Source organism: Halomonas sp. A11-A (assembly GCF_003182195.1).
Classification (GTDB): domain Bacteria; phylum Pseudomonadota; class Gammaproteobacteria; order Pseudomonadales; family Halomonadaceae; genus Halomonas; species Halomonas alkalicola.
In genome coordinates this window covers 37,154-57,410 of sequence record NZ_QGTM01000006.1, presented here as the reverse complement: position 1 = coordinate 57,410, position 20,257 = coordinate 37,154, and the positions used below count along the sequence as shown (strand labels likewise).

The following is a 20,257-nucleotide window of genomic DNA, read 5'->3' as shown; positions in this document are numbered from 1 at the left end:
GAAGGCAGTCAGCCGCGCGGTTCGTCGGGGCCGAAGGAGGGCTCCTGGGCCAGGCGATCGATCTCGGCGCGAAATTCGTCGATGTCCTGGAAGCGCCGGTAGACCGAGGCGAAGCGAATGTAGGCAACCTGGTCGAGGCGCTTGAGGGCGAGCATCACCTGCTCGCCGATATCGCGCGCATGGATCTCCCGCTCGCCGCGGGCGCGCAGGGTCTGACGGATGCGCTGCACCGCCGCTTCGATGGACTCGGCGCTGACCGGCCGCTTCTCGAGGGCCCGCAGCATGCCGGCGCGCAGCTTCTGCTCGTCGAAGGATTCGCGGGAGCCGTCGCCCTTGATCACCCGGGGCATCACCAGCTCGGCGGTCTCGTAGGTGGTGAAGCGCTCGCCGCAGGCCACGCACTGGCGGCGGCGACGCACCTGGTCACCCTCGGCGACCAGCCGCGAGTCGGTGACCTTGGTGTCATGGGTACCGCAGAAGGGGCAGTGCATCGCTGGGTTCCGGGCTGGGGAGACGGGGACGTGGTCATATTGTAACGACTGCGGCCGCCCCCGCCCAGCGTGGCTCTCAGTGCCCGTGGTGGCCGCCACCGTGGCCGCCATCCTGCCCGTGCATGCCGCCGCCCATCACCTCGATGCGCCGCACCGGGGCGGTCAGCTCAAGGCTCTCGCCGCTGTCGAGCACCAGGGTGATCTCGACCTCGTCCCCCTCGTGGAGCGGCGCCACCAGGTCGATCAGCATCAGGTGCAGGCCGCCCGGGGCCAGCTCGGTGCTGGCCCCGGCGGACACGCCGATCTCGTCGACGCGGCGCATCTGCATGACGCCGTCCACGTCCACATGGTTATGCAGCTCGGTGGTCCCGGCGGCCGGCGAATGGGCCTCGACCACCGCCAGGTCGCCATCGCCGGGGTTAGTCAGCACCATGAAGGCCGCGGTGGTGGTGGAGACCGGCGGCACGGCACGCACCTGGGCGTTCTCGACCGCCAGGGACTGGGCCAGGACGGTCTGGCTGGCCAGCGCCAGGGCCAGGCCGGCAAGGGCGGTGCGCAGGAAAGGCAGGGCGGGATAGAGCATGGCAAGAGGTTCCTTGGGCGAGTGTGGCGAACAGGCGTATTCCGATATCCTACTGTCGAGCGGGCGACACGACCTTGCGACATAACGCCCCACGCCGCCGCCCCGGCTGCCAGGATAATACTCTGCTAATCCACGGCTGCCACTCTCGCCACGGGCTGTACAGTGCCCGACCCCCGACCCCCGACCCACAGGGAGCTTTCACATGCACGGACTGAACCAGAGCATCGCCATCGGCCCGCTGGGGCTCTCCATCGGCCAGCTGCTGATCGTGCTGGCCTTCGGCATCGCCCTGCTCGCCGGTGCGCTGATCGGGCGACGCCACCGCACGCCCACCGCCGACACCCTCTTTACCCTGCTGCTGGTGGCCCTGGTGGGCGCCCGGCTGCTGTTCGTGGCCCGCTACTGGGGCAGCTACGACGGCCCGCTGGCAATGCTGGATATCCGCGATGGCGGCTTCGACCCGCTGGGCGGCCTGGTGGCGGGCCTGGGCTACGCCGCCTGGCGGCTGTGGAAGGCCCCCCGGCAGCGTGCGGCGCTCTCCGGCGCCCTTCTGGCCGGCGCCTTCACCTGGGGGCTCACCGCCGGCCCCCTGCTGCTGCTCGAGAGCCAGAGCCGGCCCATGCCGGACACCCCGCTGGCCACCCTGGCGGGAGACCCCATCGACCTGCCGGCCCTGGCCGAACAGGAGGCCCGACCCATGGTGGTCAACCTGTGGGCCACCTGGTGCCCGCCGTGCCGGCGCGAGATGCCGGTCTTCCAGCAGGCCCAGCAGGAGGAGCGCGACATCACCTTCGTGTTCGTCAACCAGGGCGAGGACGCAAGCCTGGTGAACCGTTTCCTCGACCACGAGTCACTGACCCTGGACAACGTGCTGCTGGATGCCCGTAACGCCCTGGGCGATGCCACCGGCGCCATGGCCATGCCGACCACCCTCTACTACGACGCCGAGGGCCGCCTGGTGGACACCCACTTCGGCGAGCTCTCTCGGGCCACCCTGCAGCGCGGGCTGGAGCGCCTGCGCTGAAGGCAGCCACTGCCCATTTCCGTGCTCCCATCCATGAGAAAGGACCTCCCCATGCGACTGCCCTCCCCCCTGCTTTCCGTCGGCGCCCTGGCCCTGGCCATGGCCGCCCCCGCCCTCGCCGATGACCACTGGCCGGCCCCGGTCCAGGCGCTCAGCGCCCAGGGCCTGCAGATCCACGCCGAGTTCAAGGCCCCCGGCGGCCTGACGGGCTATGCCGCGAGCTACCCCGCTGGCGAAGTGGCCATCTACCTCACCCCGGACGGCGAGCACGCCATCGTCGGCACCCTGGTGGACGCCGAGGGCAACGACCTCTCCGATGCCGCCCTGGACGAGCATGTGCGCGCCGCCCAGTTCGCCGAGGTGTGGGAGCGCCTGGAAAGGAGCCACTGGATCCTGGATGGCGACGCCGACGCGCCGCGGGTGGTCTACACCTTCACCGACCCCAACTGCCCCTACTGCCGGCAATTCTGGGAGGCGGCACGGCCCTGGGTCGAGGCCGGCGAGGTGCAGCTGCGCCATATCATGGTGGGCATCCTCGCCTCCAACAGCCCCGCCAAGGCGGCAAGCCTGCTGGGCGCCGAGGACCCGTCGGCGGCCCTGCACGCCCACAGCGACGGCGGCGAGGAGATCGTCCCCACCGCCCAGGCGCGCGAGATCGAGGAGCAGGTCTACGCCAACAACCAGCTCTTCGACGAGCTGGGCATGATCGCCACCCCTTCCACGCTGTTCCGCGACGGCGATCGGGTCGATCGCGTCCAGGGGCTGCCGAGCGACGAGCGGCTGGTGGAGGTGATGGGCGGCGAGGCGCCCTGACGCTTCGACGCCCCTCTATGGGAAGCAAGCGTTGAAGCGAAGAGCCCCGCCTGGCACGCCAGGCGGGGCTCTTCACCATCTGGCCACCGCCTCGGCGGGGCAGCGCCGGGCGGGGCCAGGGTGGCCTCAGTCCTCGAGGTCCTTGAAGCGCGGCTGGCCGATGTTCCACGGCTTCACATCCTCACCCTTCTCGCCCCAGTTGGCGTGGTCGGCAAGGATATTGCCGTCAGGGCCTTCCTGGCCGTAGAGGGAGGTGCGGTGGAAGCTGGGGCCGTAGCGCTCCAGGGTCTCGGCCACGTCGCCGGTGTAGCGCGGATCCTGCGGGCGCTCCTGGTTGCTCATGTAGTAGGCGATGTCCCAGGCCTCCTGGTCGGAGAGCGACAGCGGCTGGCCCAGCGGCATGTTGTTCTTGATGAACCCTGCCGCGGTGTGGACGCGCACGATGCCGGCCCCCCAGTTGTTGGAGCCGTCACCCCAGGGCGGCGGAAAGACATACTCGCCGTTCTGGTAATAGCCGGAGCCATCCTCGCTGTGGCAGATGGCGCAGTTCTCCTGGTAGAGCGCCTCGCCGTTCTCGTAGCTGAGCTCGTCGGGGCGATCCGGGTGCGGGAAGCCGCGACCGTAGATGGGCTGGTCGGGATACATGGGGGCGCCCTTGGCCAGCCACTGGTGGTAGGCGGTCAGCGCCAGCATGTCGTCGCTGCCGTACTCGGGCGGCACGCCGTTCATGGAGTAGGCAAAGCAGCCGGCGATGCGCTCCTCCAGGTTGTTGACGTGGTCGTTCTTGCCGCGGTAGTTGGGCAGGGTGACCGCCGCCGCCCACACCGGCGCGCTGAACGGCTGGCGCCCCTCGCCCAGGTGGCAGCTCGAGCAGTTCATGTCGTTGTAGACGTTCTGGCCGCGCAGCTGCTGGGTGTCGGTGAAGAGGTCGTAGCCGCGCCGGATGACCTTCTTGGTCTCCGGGTGCAGGTTGGAGGCCTCGAGGTCCGCCATGGTCGGCGGGACATGCACCAGCTCGCCCTCCTGGGGTGCCGGGTAGCCCAGCTCCACCAGGGTCTCGATGGCTGGGTGCAGGGAGTCGGCGGTGGCCGCCAGGCTGACGCCGGCGGCCAGGGTGGCGCCGGCCACTGCCAGTGAGGTCCTGCCCAGGATAGTCCTGTGATGTGTCATGCTCTGCTCCCCCTTACTCGGATGCCACGGACTGGCTGGCCAGCCAGGCGGAAACCGCGCGAATGTCATCGTCGCTCATGCGCTTGGCCACGGCCCCCATCAGGTTCTGCGGATCGTTGCTGCGCTCGTCGGTCTGCCAGGCGCGCAGCTGCTTCTCGATGTAGCCGGCGTGCTGGCTGCTGATGCCCGGGAAGGTGCTGCCGGCCCCCTCGTTGCGCGGGCCATGGCAGCTCTTGCAGGAAACGATGTACTGGTCCCAGTCGCCGCGCAGGGCGAGCTGCTCGCCGCGGGCCAGCAGGTCGTCATCGACGTCACCGCCCTGGGCGGCGGTCACCGGCATCTCGCTGTAGTAGGCCGCCACGTCGGCGATCTGCTGGTCGTCGAGCATGTTGGCGAAGGGCAGCATGCTGGCGCTCTGGCGGCGCCCCTCCTTGAAGTCGTGCAGCTGCTTGGCGATGTAGTCGGCATCCAGCCCCGCCAGGCGCGGCCAGGATTCACCGCCGGGCACGTTCATGCCGCTGCCGTCTGCCTGGTGGCAGGCCACGCAGGTCCCCGCGGCCGCCTGGCCCCGCTCGGCGTCGCCTTCCAGCGCCATGGCCTGACCGGCGGCCAGGCCGACGCCCAGCAGCAGGCCAAGCCCGCCCGTGATCCTCTTGCTGGTCATGTGGTTTCCCCTTGTTGTGTCATCGGCCCCGGTACGCGGTGATCGGTACGGGGTATTCAACGACCCGCCTTGACCGGCACGGTCAGGCAGGCCTCAAGCCCCTCCCCGTCGGGACGGGCAAACTCGAGCCGGCCGGCGAAACGCTCGGCGATGGCCATCACGATGGCCAGCCCCAGGCCGCTGCCGCGCTGCTTGCTGGCGCGCCAGAAGCGCTGGGACATCTGGGCGAGGGCCTTGTCGTCCACCCCCGGGCCGCGATCGCGCACCCGTAACGTCAGCTCACCCGCTGCCTCGTCCAGGCGGGCCGTGACCGTTACCGGCGCGCCCTCGCCGCCGTGGCGCAGGGCGTTGTCCACCAGGTTGCGCAGCGCGGTGACGGCAAGCTCCCGGGGCAGCGCCAGGTCCACCTCGGGCCACGCCTCGGGCAGCGCGAAGCACCCCGGGTCCACGCCGGTATCGCGCAGGGCCAGCTCGACCACGTCGGCCACCCGGCTCGGCTCGCCATCCTCGAACTGCACGCGCCCCTCGACCCTGGCCAGCATCAGCAGCTGGTCGAGGATCCGCGCGAGCCGCCCCACGCCCTCCTCGGCGTAGGCCAGCGACTGGCGGGCCGCCTCGCCCTCGACCCGGCCCGCCACCTGCAGGTGGGTCTTGATGGCGGTGAGCGGCGTCTTCAGCTCATGGGCCGCATCGCTGGTGAAGCGCTGCTCGCGCACGATGGCCTGCTGGATCCGCGCCAGCAGGCCGTTGAGCGTCTCGATCAGGGGGCGCAGCTCCATGGGCACGCCGTAGGTGGCCACCGGCGCCAGGGCGTCCGGGTGGCGCCGCGCCAGGGAGTCCCGCAGCCGCGAGAGCGGCGCCAGGCCGCGCAGCACGCCCAGCCAGAGCGCCACCATGCTGCCCAGCAGCGCCACGGCGAAGGGCACCACCGCCACCTTGAAGACGTCGGCCAGCAGCTGGTCGCGCTCGTCCATGCGGTCGGCGGTGGTGATGGTCAGCCCGCCGCGCTCGTAGGTGAACACTCGCCAGGTGACGCCGCCCTCCTCGCGGAAGGTGTGGCCGCGCTCCCCCGCCGCCAGGATCGTCTCCAGGTCGGTGTGGGTGCGTGCCATGATCTCGCCCCGCGGCGAATGCACCTGGCAGGCCAGCCCCTCGATGGGCGGAATCGAGAGCGCGCGGCGGTCGGCCTGGAGCCACACCTCCTCGGGGAACTGGGCCATCAGCCCCGCCACCATGCGCGCCGACTGGGCAAGGCGCTGGTCCAGGGTGGCCACGAACTGCTCCTCGAGGTCCCGCATCAGCCAGGCCGCGGCCAGGCCCCACAGCAGCGCCAGGGTGAGCCCCAGGGTCAGCAGCAGCCGCGTGCGCAGGCTCATGCTCCCCGCCCCCTGTCGGTCGACTCCACCGCGGAGGGCTTGCCGAGCCGATAGCCCAGCCCGCGCACCGTCTCGATCACGCGGCTGCCGAGCTTGCGGCGCAGGTGGTGGATATGCACGTTGAGGGCGTTGCTCTCCACCTCGTCGTTCATGCCATAGAGGCTGTCCTTGAGCTGGTCGGCCGAGAGCACGCTGCGAGGCGACTGCAGGAAGGTCTCCAGCAGCACCAGCTCGCGGCGCGACAGCGCGACCGGGCGCCCCGCCACGGTGACCTCCCGGGCCACCGGATCCAGGCACAGCGCCCCGTGCTCGATCAGCGAGCGCGGCCGCCCGGCGGCACGGCGCAGCAGCGCCTGCAGCCGGGCCACCAGCTCGTCCAGGTCGAAGGGCTTGATCAGGTAGTCGTCGGCGCCGCCGTGAAGGCCCGCCACGCGGTCCTGCACGGTGTCCCGGGCGGTCAGCACCAGCACCGGGGTGGTCACCCCGGCGGCACGCCACTCCTCCAGCAGCGTCAGGCCATCACCGTCGGGCAGCCCGCGGTCGAGGATCACCACATCGCTGGAGACCGCCCCCATGGCGCTGCGCGCCTCGGCCAGGGTCGCCACGTGGTCGACCACGAAGTCGTGGACGGTCAGGCCGGCCCGAATGCCGGAGGCCACCAGGGCGTCATCCTCGATCAACAGAACGTGCATGAGATGGATTCCTCGTCGTGTGGGGCATCGTGTCACCCGTCAATTAAGCAAGTGTTAAGCGGTTATAAGCGTACAACTGTTCGGCATGATCCATTGGTCCAATGACCCCGGGGAAACGCAAGCGTCCCCGCCGGCGATGCCGACGGGGACGCGAGGCGCCGCCCGGTGGGAGGGATTCAGCTGCGGGCTGGAATCGCCCTGGCCAGGAACCAGCCGGCCACCATGGCCACCAGCATGGCGACAAGGGGCGCGGTCAGGCCGCCGATGGAGGCAATGGCCGGACCCGGGCAGTAGCCGGAGAGCCCCCAGCCGATGCCGAACAGGGCGGCACCGCCGATCAGCCGTCCATCCAGGTCCTGGCGGGTCGGCAGCTGGAAGGCCTCGCCGTAGACCGGGGCCGTGCGCTTGAAGACCAGGCGGTAGCCGATGAAGTTGGTGACCACGGCGCCACCGAGCACGAACATCAGGGTCGGGTCCCAGGCGCCGAAGAGGTCCAGGAAGCCCAGCACCCGGGCCGGATCGGTCATGCCGGAGATGCCGAGGCCTAGGCCGAACAGCAGGCCGGCGATGTAGCCCGCTACTGATTTCACATTCCGGGGCTTCAAGGTCTCGGTCTTCATGCGCCACCTCCGATCAGATGCCGGACCACGTAGACGGTGATGATCGCCGCCACCAGGAAGGTCAGGGTCGCCACCATGGAGCGCGGCGAGAGGCGTGACAGGCCACAGACCCCGTGGCCGCTGGTGCAGCCACTGCCGAGCCCGGTGCCCACGCCGACCAGCAGGCCGGCCACGAGCATCAGCGCCACGCCACCGGCGGGGGCGCCGATCACCTGGCCTGTCACATCGATCCCGGTGCCGGCCACGTTGCCGAGCCCGCCGCCGAGCAGCATCAGCAGGAGGGGCCCGCTGATCAGGCCCAGCAGGAAGGTGAGCCGCCAGGCGCTGTCGCCCCTGGGCCGAACCGTGATCAGGTTGCCGATGATGCCGCTGATGCCGGCGATGCGGCCCAGCGTGGCCATCAGCCAGGTGGCGGACAGGCCAATCAGGATACCGCCGGCCAGTCCAGACAGGGATGAGCTCCAGTCCACTTTCTCTCTCCTTCAGTGCATCCGCGGATGCGGGTGTGTCGAATCATCGATGGGGGAATCGAGTGTCGCGCCCATCTGCAGCTCGGCGCAGCGTCGCGACAAGCTGCCGTCGCTCTCGCCGCGCAGCTCCTGCCAGGCATCGAAGGTGCTGAGGAACACCTTGCCGGTCATCTCGTGGCAGAACTCGGTGTGCTGCAGGCGATCCATCACCGGCCCCTTGACCTCGGCCAGGTGCAGGGCGACGCCGGAATCCTTGAGCCGCGCGTTGATCGCCTCCAGGCTCTCCAGGGCCGAGGCGTCGATGACGTTGACCGCCTGGCAGGCCAGCACGATGTGGGCCAGGCCCGGCTGGCGAGCGGCCAGCGCCATCACGGTATCTTCCAGGTAGCGGGCGTTGGCGAAGTAGAGGCTCTCGTCGACGCGCAGGATCGCCAGGCGCGGGTCGGTCTCCACCGTGTGGCGCTCCACGTTGCGAAAGTGCTCGCTGCCCGGCACCAGGCCCACCACCGCGCTGTGCGGGCGGCTGGTGCGGTAGAGGTGCAGCGCCAACGACAGCCCCACCCCGGCCATGATGCCGCTCTCCACACCGACGACCAGGGTCACAGCGATGGTCGCCAGCATGGCGGCGAAATCGCTGCGCGAGTAGGCCCAGGTGCGCCGGATGGCCGGGATGTCCACCAGGGAGAGCACGGCGACGATGATGGTGGCCGCCAGGGTGGCGATGGGCAGGTAGGCGATCAGCGGGGTGAGCAGCAGCGCCGCCACGGCGATGCCCAGGGCAGTGAAGGCGCCGGCCGCCGGGGTCTCGGCGCCGGCATCGAAATTGACCACCGAGCGGGCGAAGCCGCCGGTGACCGGCATGCCCCCGGTGAAGGAGGCCGCGATGTTGGAGGTGCCGAGCCCCACCAGCTCCTGGTCGGGGTCGATGCGCTGGCGGCGCTTGGCGGCGAGGGTCTGGCCCACCGACACCGACTCCACGAAGCCGACGATGCTGATCAGCAGCGCCGCCACGAACAGCTGGCTCCACAGGCCGCTGTCGACGCCGGGCAGGGTCAGTGGCGGCAGGCCCGCCGGCACCGCCCCCACCACGGCCACGCCGCGCTCGTCGAGCCCATACCGCCAGGTGACCAGGGTCGTCACCGCCACGGAGAGAATCGGCGCGGCCTTGGTCAGCATGTCGGCCGGCCGGCCCGGCACGCCGAGGCGCACCAGGGCGGACTTGAGCCAGCACCGGGCGGCGTAGAGGAAGGCCAGCACCGAGAGCCCGATAGTCAGGGTCGGGGCGTTCACCTGCCCCAGGCTGCCGGCCAGGCCAAGGAGCAGCTCGAGCAGGTTATGGCCGCCGGCTTCGACCCCCAGCACATGCTTGAGCTGGCTCGCCGCGATGATCAGGCCCGAGGCGGTGATGAAGCCGGAGATCACCGGATGGCTCAGGAAGTTGGCCAGGAAACCCAGCCGCGCCACCCCCATCAGGGTCAGCATCAGCCCGGACATCAGCGCCAGCACCAGGGCCGCGCCGAGGTACTCCGGGGTGCCCTGGGGGGCGATCTGCCCGATCGCCGCCGCGGTCATCAGCGAGACCACCGCCACCGGCCCCACCGAGAGGGTGCGGCTGGTGCCGAACACCGCATAGACCACCAGCGGCGCGATGCTGGCGTAGAGGCCCACCTCCGGCGGCAGCCCGGCCAGCATGGCGTAGGCCAGCGACTGCGGGATCAGCATGATGGTGACGATCACCGCCGCCAGCAGGTCGCTGCCCAGGGTGGCGCGTCCGTAGCCGGGTAGCCACTGCAGGATCGGGAAGTAGCGCTTGGGGTTCATCGCTCAGCGCTGCCCCGCGGCGGCTTCCAGCAGCGGGCGGCGCTCCTCGAGATCGTGGCCGGCGGCGCGAGCTGCGGCCAGCAGCGCCGGGATGTCGCAGCTCTCGCCCTGGCTGCGGGCATGGGCCCAGAGGTGTACGGCGCGCTTGCCGGTCTTGCAGAAGGCCAGGATCGGCGTGGGCAGGGTCTCCAGCGCCAGGCCGAAGGCCTCGATATCGGCATCGCCATACTCGCCCGGGGTGACCGGGATGCAGCGCCACTCGAGGCCGAGCTCGGCGGCCCGCTCGCTCAGGGCGCGGTCATCGGGGTGGTCTTCGGCCTCGCCGGGGCGGCGGTTGCACACCACCGAACGGAAGCCGCGGCGGGCGACCTCGTCAAGGTCGGCAGGGGTCACGGCGTCGGTGATGGCGAAGCCGGGTTCGAGCTGATGGATCTGCATGGTCACTCTCCTGATCGTTGGGCCTCAGAACTTGTTGATCGGCACCTTGAGGTAGACCTGGCCGTTGTCCTCGGCGGGCGGCATGTGCCCGGCGCGCATGTTGACCTGCACCGAGGGCAGGATCAGCTTCGGCATGTCCAGGGTGGCATCGCGCTCGGTGCGCATCTTCACGAATTCCTCCTCGCTGATGCCCTCGTGCACGTGGACGTTGTGGGCGCGCTGCTCCGCCACGCTGGTCTCGTGCTGGTACGCCTCGCGGTCCGGCGCCTTGTAGTCGTGGCACAGGAAGATCCGGGTCTCGCCGGGCAGGGCCAGCACCTTCTGGATGGAGCGGTAGAGGGTGCGGGCGTCGCCGCCGGGGAAGTCGCAGCGGGCGGTGCCATAGTCGGGCATGAAGAGGGTGTCGCCGACGAAGGCGGCATCACCGATCACGTAGGTCAGGCAGGCCGGGGTATGCCCGGGGGTGTGCAGCACCCGCCCTTCCAGTTGGCCGATGGTGAAGGTGTCACCCTCCTCGAAGAGGCGGTCGAACTGGCTGCCGTCCCGGGCGAACTCGGTGCCGGCGTTGAAGGCCTTGCCGAAGACGTCCTGGACCACGGTGATCTTGGCACCGATGCCGGTCTTGCCACCCAGCGCCTCATGCAGGTAGGGCGCCGCGGAGAGGTGGTCGGCGTGGACGTGGGTCTCGAGGATCCACTCCACCTCGAGCCCATGCTCACGCACGAAGGCGATGATCTCGTCGGCGGAACGGGTATCGGTGCGCCCGGCGGCGTAGTCGAAGTCGAGCACCGAATCGAGGATCGCGCAGGCACGGCTCGAGGGGTCCTGCACCACGTAGCTGAAGGTGTTGGTGGGCTCGTCGAAGAAGTGGGTCACGATGGGACGGGACATGGATGGTACCTCCGTTAGCGTCGCTGCCTCACGATGTGGACTCAGCATAGCCGAAAAACAAGTTCTATATATATACTTTTTTGACATAAAAAGGCCGAACCCCGCTCTCGGGGCCCGGCCTGCGGGGCACCGGCTGCCGGGCACCCTCACTCCCAGGCAGCGCCCTCCAGGGCATCCAGGGGAATCTTCAGATAGCGCCTGCCGTTGGCCTCGGGCTCCGGCAAACGGCCGCCTCGGGTGTTCACCTGCAGGGAGTGCAGGATCAGCTTCGGCATCGGCAGCTCGCGATCCCGCGCCTCGCGCAGGGCCACGAAGTCCGCCTCGGCTACCCCGGCGAGATGGGCATTGGCCCGGCGCTGCTCGCCCACGCTGCTCTCCCACTCGGGCTCCCGGCCTCCCGGCATGTAGTCATGGCCGGTGAACAGGCGCGTTGCCTCGGGCAGCGCCAGAATCGCCTGGATGGAACGCCAGAGCGCATGGGCATCGCCGCCGGGAAAGTCGGCCCGGGCGGTGCCGAAGTCCGGCTGGAAGATGGTGTCGTGGATGAAGGCGGCGTCGCCCACCACGTAGGTGATGGAGGCCAGGGTGTGGCCCGGCGAGAACATCACCCGCACCTCGAGCTCGCCGATACGGAAGGTGTCACCGTCGGCGAACAGGCGATCCCACTGGGAGCCGTCGGCCTGAAGGTCAGGCCAGTGGTAGAGCTTCTTCCACAGCGCCTGGACCTCGACCACTTTCTCGCCAATGGCGGTGGGCGCACCGGTCTTCTCCTTGAGGTACCGGGCGGCCGAGAAATGGTCGGCATGGGGGTGAGTATCCAGGATCCACTGCACCTCGAGCCCCTGCGCCTCGACGTAAGCGAGCAGCGCGTCGGCGTGGTGGGTGGCGGTGGCGCCGGACTTCTCGTCGAAGTCGTGGACCGGGTCGATGATGGCGCACTGCTTTGTGGCCGGGTCACTGACCACGTACTGGATGGAAAAGGTGCGCGGGTCGAAGAAGCCCGCGACGTCGGGGCTGCCGGCACCGCGGCTGGCAGAAAGGGAAAAGGTCTTCATGGCGGCCTCCTCGGGTCGGATCTGGCCAGATGGCCCCGGCAGCCTGCCGGGGCCAGGGAGCGGCCCTTACAGGGCCTTCTTGCAGAAATACCAATCGGTGTACTCGTAGCCCTCGCTGGCCCGCGCCTCGGCGGCGTCCAGGGTGGCGGGCGGCGGCACGATGACCGGCTGGCCGGGCTGCCAGGCCTCCGGCGTGGCCACGCCGTGGGCGTCGCTGGTCTGGAGCGACTTGACCAGGCGCACCACCTCATCGACGGAGCGGCCGTTGGTCATGGGGTAGTAGAGCATGGCGCGCAGCACCCCCTCGGGGTCGATGACGAAGGTGGCACGCACCGCGGCGGTGTCGCTGGCGCCGGGCTGAATCATGCCGTAGGCGTGAGCCACCTTCATGTTCAGGTCGGCGATGATCGGGAAGGTGATCTCCACGCCAAAGTTCTGCTTGATGCTGCGCGCCCAGGCGATGTGGGAGTGCACGCTGTCCACGGAGAGCCCGAGCAGCTCGGTGTTCAGCGCCTTGAAGTCCTCCGCGCGGGTGGCAAAGGCCGAGAATTCGGTGGTGCACACCGGGGTGAAATCGGAGGGGTGGGCAAAGAGCACCAGCCACTTGCCCTTGTAGTCCGCCAGGGACTTCTCGCCGTGGGTGGTCTTGGCGGTGAAGTCCGGCGCCGGACGGTTGAGCTGGGGCATCACGGGCTGCTGGGTAGTGTTGTCCATCGTCTGTCTCCTTCAGGGGTGGCGGCGAGTGGATCTCGCCCTTTCTTCAGGAATAAGATTATTCCAAATAGAGATATGTCGACCAATTGAGCTTGATAATGGTCACGATAGAAAACCCAACCCATTACCCAAAAAAGAAAATGGCGCCACCGCCGGGAAGCGGTAACGCCATCGCGAGGGCGGGCCTCGGCCCGCCCGGGACTACTTCTTCAGCTTGCAGGTGTTGATGCCCAGCAGACCGTAGGCGGGGCAGAAGTTAAGCAGGCCGGTGGCCAGGGGCAGCACCCCGATCCAGCCCCAGGCGCCGATGACGCCGGTCAGGGCCAGGCCGATCAGCACGGCACCGATCACGATACGGGCAATCTTGTCGGCACCACCCACGTTACTCTTCATGTTCACGATGACTCTCCTCGAGGGCCGGATGGTCGCACCGGTGACCCCACGGTCACCGGCGGCCTCACCCGGGCGGTGGGGTTCAGAAGCTGAAGACCGGGATCTTCGGGTCGCGCATCATCTCAGCCATGGCACCCGGGGTCGCCACGCCCACGCCGTCGCGCAGATTATCTTCATCGTAGTCGCTGTTGGGCAGGTAGATGGCGCAGACATCCACGCCGGCCCCCTCGCCCATCATCATCTGCATCAGGCCCTCGGGCTTGACGCCGCGCGGCCCCAGCTCGGTCTCGCTCTCGTAGCCGTCGATGGCGAGCTCGCCGGCGGCATCGCAGAGCAGGATATGCGGGGTGGTGCCCTGCTCGCGCATGGCATTGGCCAGGATCATCGCCATCCCCTGGGTCTGCAGGGAGTCGCTGGTCACGATGAACAGGGCCTTGTCGGCGTAGTCAGCGTGGTCATCGCCGCCATGACTGTCGGCCAGAACGCTGCCGGAGAAGGCGATGGCGGTGGCCGCAGCGGCCAGGGTCAGGGTCTTCTTGAAGCTCATGATTCACCTCTTGTCGGTTGGAAAATGTCGCGTGGCAGGTGTCGGGTGGAAAATCGTGGCGCCAGGGCGACCGGGTCTCAGCGCCCGGGCGCCCCGCGAAATCAGCTGGCCGGACGCCAGGCCACCTCGGGGTCGATCTCGTAGCTCCAGGGCAGGCCGGAGTTGCGCCAGCCATTCACGGCGCGCACGCCCCTGGAGTCGCCTTCCTTCAGGGTGGAGCCCTCGAAGCCGTCATCGACGGAGTAGACCTGACTGTAGCCCAGGGCATGGATGGCATCGGCGCCCGGCGCGCTGCGGGTAGCGCCGGAGCGGCACATGACGATGATCGGGTCATCCTCGGCCACGCCCAGGGCGTCGAGGCGCGCCTTCACCTGGGCCTCGAAGTCAGCGTTACGCACCATGGGCCAGGTCTTCGCTTCCTCGTCGAAACTGTCGCGATCGGCCAGCACCCAGGGCACGTGGATGTCGGTGGGCTCGGCGAAGCCGGTGAACTTGATCTCCACCGGGTCGCGCACGTCGATCAGCACCGCCCGCTCGTTCTCCTGCATCAGGTCCCAGGCCTCGGCCGCGGTCACGTAGAGCCCCAGCTGGGTCTCGCGGTAGGCATCGGATTCCTGGGCCAGGACAGGGCCGGCGGCCAGGGCCGCCGCCACGACGGAACCTGCCAGCAGGCGCTTCATCACAATTTTCATCCACCCCCATAACCAATAAGTCTAAGTTAATTCCATAATGTGAAATTAACGTCAGGATAGACCAGGGGTCGCCGAATGACATGGGGCAAGTCGTCGCAGCTTGATCCAGATCAAGCCGCGACGAATGGCATCAGAGCTCGATGCGGTCGCCGTAGGAGGGAATCTCGGCTTCGATGCCGCTCTCGGCCAGGGCGACCTTGAAGGCCTCCTGGGTGCCGGGCTCGCCGTGAACCAGATAGAAGCGGGGAGCGTTACGGAAGGCCCCGGCCCAGCCGATCATGTCGGTCTGGCCGGCGTGGGCGGAGAAGCCGCCGATGGTGTGCACCTTCGCCTTTACGGCCAGATCCTGGCCCAGCACCCGTACCCGCTCGGCGCCATCGACGAGCCGACGGCCCAGGGTACCGGCGGCCTGGAAGCCGACGATCACCAGGCGGGTATTGGGCTTCTCCAGGTTGTAGCGGAAGTGGTGGATGATGCGCCCGCCGGTGCACATGCCGGCCCCGGCGATGATGATGGCCCCGCCGTGGATGCGGTTGATGGCCATGGACTCCTCCACGGTGCGGGTCATGCGCAGGATCGGCAGGTACTGGCTGGTATCGCCGCTGGCGGCGATGTTGAGCACCTTGAGGTCCTCGGCATCCAGCGCCTTGCGCGCCCGGTGGTAGAGCTCGGTGACCTTGATCGCCATGGGGCTGTCGAGAAACACCAGCTGCTGGCGCAGCCGCCCCTCGTGGTAGAGCACGCTCAGGTGATAGAGAATCTCCTGGGTGCGCCCCACGGCAAAGGAGGGAATCAGCACGTTGCCGCCCGCGTCGTGGGCCTCCTCCAGCACCCGGGCGAACTCCTCCAGAGTCTCTTCCAGGGGGCGGTGGTCACGATCGCCGTAGGTGCTCTCCATCAGCACCACGTCGGCCTCATAGAGCTTCTCGGGATCCTTCATCAGCACCGAACTGGGGTTACCCAGGTCGCCTGAGAAGACCAGCCGTTTCTCCTGGCCGCCGGAGGGGATCGTCAGCTCGACGATGGCCGAGCCGAGGATATGGCCGGCATCGCGAAACACCAGGCGGGCGCCGCCGGGCAGGTCCACCGGCTGGCCGTAGGGGTGGGACTCGCACAGCATAAGGGTGCGCTCCACGTCTTCAAGCTCGTAGAGCGGCTCGACCAGCGGCTTGTCTTGGCGCTTGCGCCACTTGTTCTCCCACTCCACGTCCTTGGCCATGATGAAGGCGGCATCCTGGAGCATGATCTCCAGCAGGTCACGGGTGCCCCGGGTGCAGTGGATCGGGCCATTGAAGCCCTCGCGAACCAGCTTGGGCAGCAGCCCGGCGTGGTCCAGGTGGCCGTGGGAGAGCACCACCGCGTCCACTTCATGAGCTAGCTTGCCGAAGGGTTTGGCGTTGGCCTCGTCGGCGTCGCTGCCCCCCTGGTGCAGCCCGCACTCCAGCAGCAGCTTCTTCGGGCTGCCGTTGCCGTCCACCTCGATCAGGTAGCGGGAGCCGGTGACTTCCTTCACCGCGCCCTGGAAAGTGAGTGTCGACATGGGGTTGCGCTCCTTTGCTGCGAACTTGGCCTGCTCTTGTGACTCATGCTTGCAGCATACTGGATCGCGGCGAAGGGCGCGCATCAGATCATGACAATATGTCATATCCTTCCGCATTGGCTGTCATAACGACCGCGCCCCGCACCGTTGTCACGGCGCGGGGCGCGAAGTGCCCGGCGGCCAGGGCCACCGGGCGCTCGGGTCAGTAGCGGCTCAGCGATAGACGGGGAAGTTGGCGCAGACGGCCTCGACCTTGCCCTTCACCTCGGCCTCGATGGCGGCGGAGTCCTCGCCCTTCGCCATCACGTCGAGGATGTCGCAGATCCAGCCGGCCAGCTCACGGCACTCGCCCTCGCCGAAGCCGCGGGTGGTCACCGCCGGGGTGCCGATGCGCAGGCCGGAGGTGACGAAGGGGCTCTGGGGGTCGCCCGGCACGGCGTTCTTGTTGACGGTGATGTGGGCGCGGCCCAGGGCGGCGTCCGCGTCCTTGCCGGTGAGGCCCTGCTTGATCAGCGAGAGCAGGAAGAGGTGGTCCTCGGTGCCGCCGGAGACGATGTCGAAGCCGCGCTCGATGAAGACGCCGGCCATGGCCTGGGCGTTCTTCACCACCTGCTGCTGGTAGGTCTTGAACTCGGGGTCCATCGCCTCCTTGAAGCAGATCGCCTTGGCGGCGATGACGTGCTCCAGGGGGCCGCCCTGACCGCCCGGGAAGACCGCGGACTGCAGCTTCTTCTCGATGTCGGCATCGTTCTCGGCGGAGAGGATCAGGCCGCCACGCGGACCGCGCAGGGTCTTGTGGGTGGTGGTGGTGACCACGTGGGCGTGGGGCAGCGGGGTCGGATAGACGCCGGCGGCGACCAGGCCGGCCACGTGGGCCATGTCCACCAGCAGGTAGGCGCCCACCTCGTCGGCGATCTCGCGGAACTTCGCCCAGTCGATGATCTGGGAGTAGGCGGAGAAGCCGGCGATGATCATCTTCGGCTGGTGCTCGCGGGCAAGCCGGGCCACTTCCGCGTAATCGATGCGGCCGCTCTCGTCGATCCCGTACTGCACGGCGTTGTAGTGCTTGCCGGAGAAGTTGGGCTTGGCGCCGTGAGTCAGGTGGCCGCCAGCGTCGAGGCTCATGCCCAGCACGGTGTCGCCCGGCTTGACCAGCGCCTGGAAGACGGCGCCGTTGGCCTGGGAGCCGGAGTGGGGCTGGACGTTGGCGTAGGTGGCGCCGAACAGCTCCTTGGCATAGTCGATGGCCAGCTGCTCGACGATGTCGACGTACTCGCACCCGCCGTAGTAGCGCTTGCCGGGGTAGCCTTCCGCGTACTTGTTGGTGAGCTGGCTGCCCTGGGCTTCCATCACCCGGGGGCTTGCGTAGTTCTCGGAGGCGATCAGCTCGATGTGCGCTTCCTGGCGCGCGACTTCCTTCTGCATCGCGTCGAACAGCACGTCATCGAAACCGGCAATCGTCATGTCGCGGCTGAACATGGGCGGGGGACCTCGCTTCAAGGGGGAAATCTGAGGCCAGTATGATACCCCAGCCCCGGAGCGCTTTCATATGAAACACCGTCATCGCGGGTTGCAGGGAATTCATCCCGCCCCCGCCCGGCGGCATGGGCGCTGCCGGGCGACGGGGCCGGGGCTCAGCGGGTCTCGATCCGCAGGTCGAGCCGGTCGGGCAGTGCCAGGGGATCGTCGGCCAGGCTCTCCAGCCGGCTCTCGGCCGGCAGGGTCACGGTGAGCTCGAGGGTCTCGGCGCTGCCCTCCATCAGTGCCACCAGGCCTTCGAGCAGCTCCTGCACCTGGGGGCCGAACATCATGCCGAAGCCCTGGGCCTGGGTACGCGCCTGCTCCAGATACTGGCTCTCGGTGACGCCCCCCATGGCGGCCCCCAGGGTCACCAGGCGCGGGAAGAGCCCGTGGTCGCCCAGGGTCAGGGAGAGCTCGCCGCCGAGCAGGGTAGCTGCCTCCAGCAGGCGCTCATCGGTGAAGAGCTGCGCCGCGCTCACGCCCTCGGGCAGCAGCACCGGCAGCGTCACGGCATGGGCCAGGCGCAGGGCATCCTTCAGGTCGATGTGCCCTTCGCTGGCCAGACGGGTGTGGCCGTCGCGCTCCTCCCACTCCGCGTCGAAGGCGGCGTCCAGGCGCAGCCGCCCGCTGCCGTCGGTGAGCACGTTGCTGATCATGCGCAGCCGGGTGCGCTCGTCGGCCGGGGCCTGGTCGATCATCCGCGCCAGGTCGAGCTCCAGGGCCTCGACCCACAGCCCGCCGCTGCCGTCCTCGAGGTCGCCATCCAGGCGCAGGCTGGCCAGGGAAGCCACCGGCCCCTCGGTGAGCTCGAGGCTCAGCCCGGAGAGCAGGAGCCCTCCCAGCCACTGCTCGGCCAGGGCCTCCTCGTCCCGGGGCGGCACGGCGCGACCGGGGTCGCTCAGCACCACCCGTTCGATGCCCATCACCCCCGGCTCGTCCAGAAACGCCTCCAGGCGAATGCCTTCCAGGGTGACCTCGTCGGGGCGGTCGTAGTCCCCGCGGACCACGTAGCGGTCGATGGTGAGCCGCTCGCCGTCGTGGCTCTCGAAGCGCAGGTCCTCGGCGGTCACCCGGCTGCGCAGCAGCGCCGAGGAAATATCGCCGATCTCGAGGGTGCCCTCGCCGGCGAAGAAGGCCTGCAGGTCGGCCTCGAGGCGCTCGGCATCTGCATCGGCAAGCGCGAGGGAGGGCACGGAAAGAGCAACAGCGAGGCCCAGGGGCAGGGCAAGCCGCGCCGAGGCGTGAAGGGAGCGAGACATGGATCACCTCCTGTGTGATCGATAGGAAAGGGAGGCTCTGCCAGTGAGCCTAGCTCAGACGGCCGAGGCGAGGCGCGCCTCGAGCCGCTCGTTGACCTGCTCCAGCACCGCCAGCCGGGCACGACGCTTGTCGTCGCAGGCGACCAGCGACCACTCGGCGCCGGGGACGTGGGTGCGGGCGAACATCTCGTCGATGGCGGCCTGGTAGTCGTCCCAGCGCTCGCGGTTGCGCCAGTCCTCGTCGGTCAGCTTGTGGCGCTTGTGGGGAGTGGCGGCCCGAGCCTCGAAGCGCCTGAGCTGCTCGTCCTTGTCGATGGCGAGGAACAGCTTGATCAGCACCCCGCCGTGGGCCAGCAGCTGCTGCTCGAAGTGGTGGATCTCGCCATAGCCGCGCCGCCACTGGGCCTCGCTGGCCAGCCCCTCGACCCGCTCCACCAGCACCCGCCCGTACCAGCTGCGATCGAAGATGGCGATGCGCCCGTCGGCGGGCAGGCGGCGCCAGAAGCGCCAGCCCCAGGGCAGCGCCAGCTCCTCGTCGCTGGGGGCGCCGATGCGATGGACCCGGTACTGGCGGGCATCCAGCGCCGCGGTGACCCGGTGGATGCTGCCGCCCTTCCCCGCCGCGTCGTGGCCCTCGAAGGCGATCACCACCGGGATGCGCCGACGGGCGACCTCCCGGGCATTGGCGGCCAGGCGGGCCTGACCGTTGGCCAGCCGCTCGCGGTAGGCGACCTTGTCGAGACGCTCGGCCACCGCAGCGCTGGCGCGCCCCAGCGAAGGGGTGCCGGGCGATTCTGCCGGCCGCCTGGCGAGGGTCGCCGCCGGCGGTTCGGGGGGCGCTTCCAGGGCCGCCAGCAGGGCACGGCCGACCCGGGTGAGCTGCTCTGCCGGGTCATGGAAGGGCAGCCGCTGCCAGGGGGCGTGGGGCGCCTCGGTGTCATCGCGCAGCGTCCGCCCGATGGCCTCGATGACCGCATGCTGGCCATGGCGCTGCCACTCGCTCACCCCGACCTGCCAGGCCCGGGCCGGGTCCTGCTGCAGGTCGGTCAGGTGGCGGCGCTGCTCGCGGCGGCCGATGTCGGTCCACAGCTTGAGCAGTACCACCCCCTCGGCGGCGAGCTCCGCCTCGAAGGCGCGGATCTCCGCCAGGCGGTCCTGGAAGGCCCCGGGAGAGAGCCGGCGCTCGGCCCGGGCGAAGAGCGCATCGCCGTACCAGCCATGGATGAAGATGCCGATGCGGCCGCGATCGGGCACCCGCCGCCAGTAGCGCCACCAGTAGGGGCGCGCCTGCTCCTCGCTGCTCGGCCCCAGGGCGTGGACCTCGGTGTGGCGGTTCTCCAGCCAGTGGTTGAGGCGGTTGACCACCTCGCCCTTGTGGGTCACCGCATGGCCGGTGAGCAGCAGGATCACCGCGCGCTGCTTCTCCCGGGCCAGGGCGAGCTGGGCGTCCAGCAGCCGGTAGCGCAGGGTGTCGGTGTTCATG

General features: G+C 69.2%; 22 protein-coding genes. 2 read left to right on the top strand and 20 right to left on the bottom strand.

The annotated features are described in order from the left end of the window. Nucleotides 1–8: 8 nt before the first annotated feature. Nucleotides 9–491: a transcriptional regulator NrdR gene (gene nrdR / locus DER72_RS06560; protein WP_110069204.1), complete on the bottom strand. Its 483-nt coding sequence runs from the start codon at nt 489–491 to the stop codon at nt 9–11. A 76-nt stretch (nt 492–567) separates the two neighbouring features. Next, entirely contained in the window at nt 568–1,074 is a 507-nt protein-coding gene (locus DER72_RS06555; protein WP_110069203.1) for a copper chaperone PCu(A)C, read from the bottom strand. A 202-nt stretch (nt 1,075–1,276) separates the two neighbouring features. Here DER72_RS06555 and DER72_RS06550 point away from each other — a divergent pair, with 202 nt between their 5' ends. After that, on the top strand, nt 1,277–2,098 hold the full coding sequence (locus DER72_RS06550) for a TlpA disulfide reductase family protein (RefSeq protein WP_110069202.1): 822 nt from the start codon (nt 1,277–1,279) through the stop codon (nt 2,096–2,098). A 51-nt stretch (nt 2,099–2,149) separates the two neighbouring features. Continuing rightward, on the top strand, nt 2,150–2,911 hold the full coding sequence (gene dsbG, locus DER72_RS06545; protein WP_110069201.1) for a thiol:disulfide interchange protein DsbG: 762 nt from the start codon (nt 2,150–2,152) through the stop codon (nt 2,909–2,911). Nucleotides 2,912–3,037: 126 nt separating this feature from the next. Here dsbG and DER72_RS06540 read toward each other — a convergent pair whose 3' ends face one another. From DER72_RS06540 to DER72_RS06455, 18 genes are all read right to left on the bottom strand, one after another. Continuing rightward, on the bottom strand, nt 3,038–4,081 hold the full coding sequence (locus tag DER72_RS06540) for a c-type cytochrome (protein WP_110069200.1): 1,044 nt from the start codon (nt 4,079–4,081) through the stop codon (nt 3,038–3,040). 13 nt (nt 4,082–4,094) lie between these two features. After that, the gene (locus DER72_RS06535) at nt 4,095–4,745 is read right to left on the bottom strand and encodes a cytochrome c (RefSeq protein ID WP_110069199.1); all 651 of its coding nucleotides are present in this window, start codon (nt 4,743–4,745) and stop codon (nt 4,095–4,097) included. Nucleotides 4,746–4,801: 56 nt separating this feature from the next. Beyond that, entirely contained in the window at nt 4,802–6,121 is a 1,320-nt protein-coding gene (locus DER72_RS06530; protein ID WP_110069198.1) for an ATP-binding protein, read from the bottom strand. Beyond that, the gene (locus tag DER72_RS06525) at nt 6,118–6,813 is read right to left on the bottom strand and encodes a response regulator transcription factor (RefSeq protein ID WP_110069197.1); all 696 of its coding nucleotides are present in this window, start codon (nt 6,811–6,813) and stop codon (nt 6,118–6,120) included. Before DER72_RS06525 ends, DER72_RS06530 begins: the two co-directional genes overlap by 4 nt. 176 nt (nt 6,814–6,989) lie before the next feature. Next, nucleotides 6,990–7,433: a DUF6691 family protein gene (locus DER72_RS06520; RefSeq protein WP_110069196.1), complete on the bottom strand. Its 444-nt coding sequence runs from the start codon at nt 7,431–7,433 to the stop codon at nt 6,990–6,992. After that, nucleotides 7,430–7,903, bottom strand: a complete 474-nt coding sequence (locus DER72_RS06515; RefSeq protein ID WP_110069195.1) for a YeeE/YedE family protein — start codon at nt 7,901–7,903, stop codon at nt 7,430–7,432. The genes DER72_RS06520 and DER72_RS06515 overlap by 4 nt, the downstream gene beginning before the upstream one ends. A 12-nt stretch (nt 7,904–7,915) precedes the next feature. Then, entirely contained in the window at nt 7,916–9,724 is a 1,809-nt protein-coding gene (locus DER72_RS06510; protein WP_110069194.1) for a SulP family inorganic anion transporter, read from the bottom strand. A 3-nt stretch (nt 9,725–9,727) separates the two neighbouring features. Continuing rightward, nucleotides 9,728–10,162, bottom strand: coding sequence for a TIGR01244 family sulfur transferase (locus DER72_RS06505; protein ID WP_110069193.1), 435 nt, complete (start codon nt 10,160–10,162; stop codon nt 9,728–9,730). 24 nt (nt 10,163–10,186) lie between these two features. Beyond that, nucleotides 10,187–11,053 (bottom strand): MBL fold metallo-hydrolase, encoded by an 867-nt coding sequence (locus DER72_RS06500; protein WP_110069192.1) that lies wholly within the window; start codon nt 11,051–11,053, stop codon nt 10,187–10,189. Nucleotides 11,054–11,199: 146 nt separating this feature from the next. Next, nucleotides 11,200–12,108: an MBL fold metallo-hydrolase gene (locus tag DER72_RS06495; RefSeq protein ID WP_110069191.1), complete on the bottom strand. Its 909-nt coding sequence runs from the start codon at nt 12,106–12,108 to the stop codon at nt 11,200–11,202. A 66-nt stretch (nt 12,109–12,174) separates the two neighbouring features. Further along, nucleotides 12,175–12,822: a peroxiredoxin gene (locus DER72_RS06490; protein WP_110069190.1), complete on the bottom strand. Its 648-nt coding sequence runs from the start codon at nt 12,820–12,822 to the stop codon at nt 12,175–12,177. A gap of 201 nt (nt 12,823–13,023) precedes the next feature. After that, nucleotides 13,024–13,215, bottom strand: coding sequence for a DUF2892 domain-containing protein (locus DER72_RS06485; RefSeq protein ID WP_110069294.1), 192 nt, complete (start codon nt 13,213–13,215; stop codon nt 13,024–13,026). 82 nt (nt 13,216–13,297) lie between these two features. Continuing rightward, entirely contained in the window at nt 13,298–13,762 is a 465-nt protein-coding gene (locus tag DER72_RS06480) for a hypothetical protein (protein WP_110069189.1), read from the bottom strand. 101 nt (nt 13,763–13,863) lie between these two features. Next, nucleotides 13,864–14,442 (bottom strand): rhodanese-like domain-containing protein, encoded by a 579-nt coding sequence (locus tag DER72_RS06475; protein ID WP_110069188.1) that lies wholly within the window; start codon nt 14,440–14,442, stop codon nt 13,864–13,866. A 142-nt stretch (nt 14,443–14,584) separates the two neighbouring features. Further along, nucleotides 14,585–15,994 (bottom strand): MBL fold metallo-hydrolase RNA specificity domain-containing protein, encoded by a 1,410-nt coding sequence (locus DER72_RS06470; RefSeq protein ID WP_110069187.1) that lies wholly within the window; start codon nt 15,992–15,994, stop codon nt 14,585–14,587. Nucleotides 15,995–16,207: 213 nt separating this feature from the next. Next, the gene (gene glyA, locus DER72_RS06465; RefSeq protein WP_110069186.1) at nt 16,208–17,473 is read right to left on the bottom strand and encodes a serine hydroxymethyltransferase; all 1,266 of its coding nucleotides are present in this window, start codon (nt 17,471–17,473) and stop codon (nt 16,208–16,210) included. 155 nt (nt 17,474–17,628) lie between these two features. Next, entirely contained in the window at nt 17,629–18,774 is a 1,146-nt protein-coding gene (locus DER72_RS06460; protein WP_110069185.1) for a hypothetical protein, read from the bottom strand. A gap of 54 nt (nt 18,775–18,828) precedes the next feature. Continuing rightward, on the bottom strand, nt 18,829–20,256 hold the full coding sequence (locus DER72_RS06455; protein ID WP_110069184.1) for a polyphosphate:AMP phosphotransferase: 1,428 nt from the start codon (nt 20,254–20,256) through the stop codon (nt 18,829–18,831). Nucleotide 20,257: the final 1 nt, after the last annotated feature.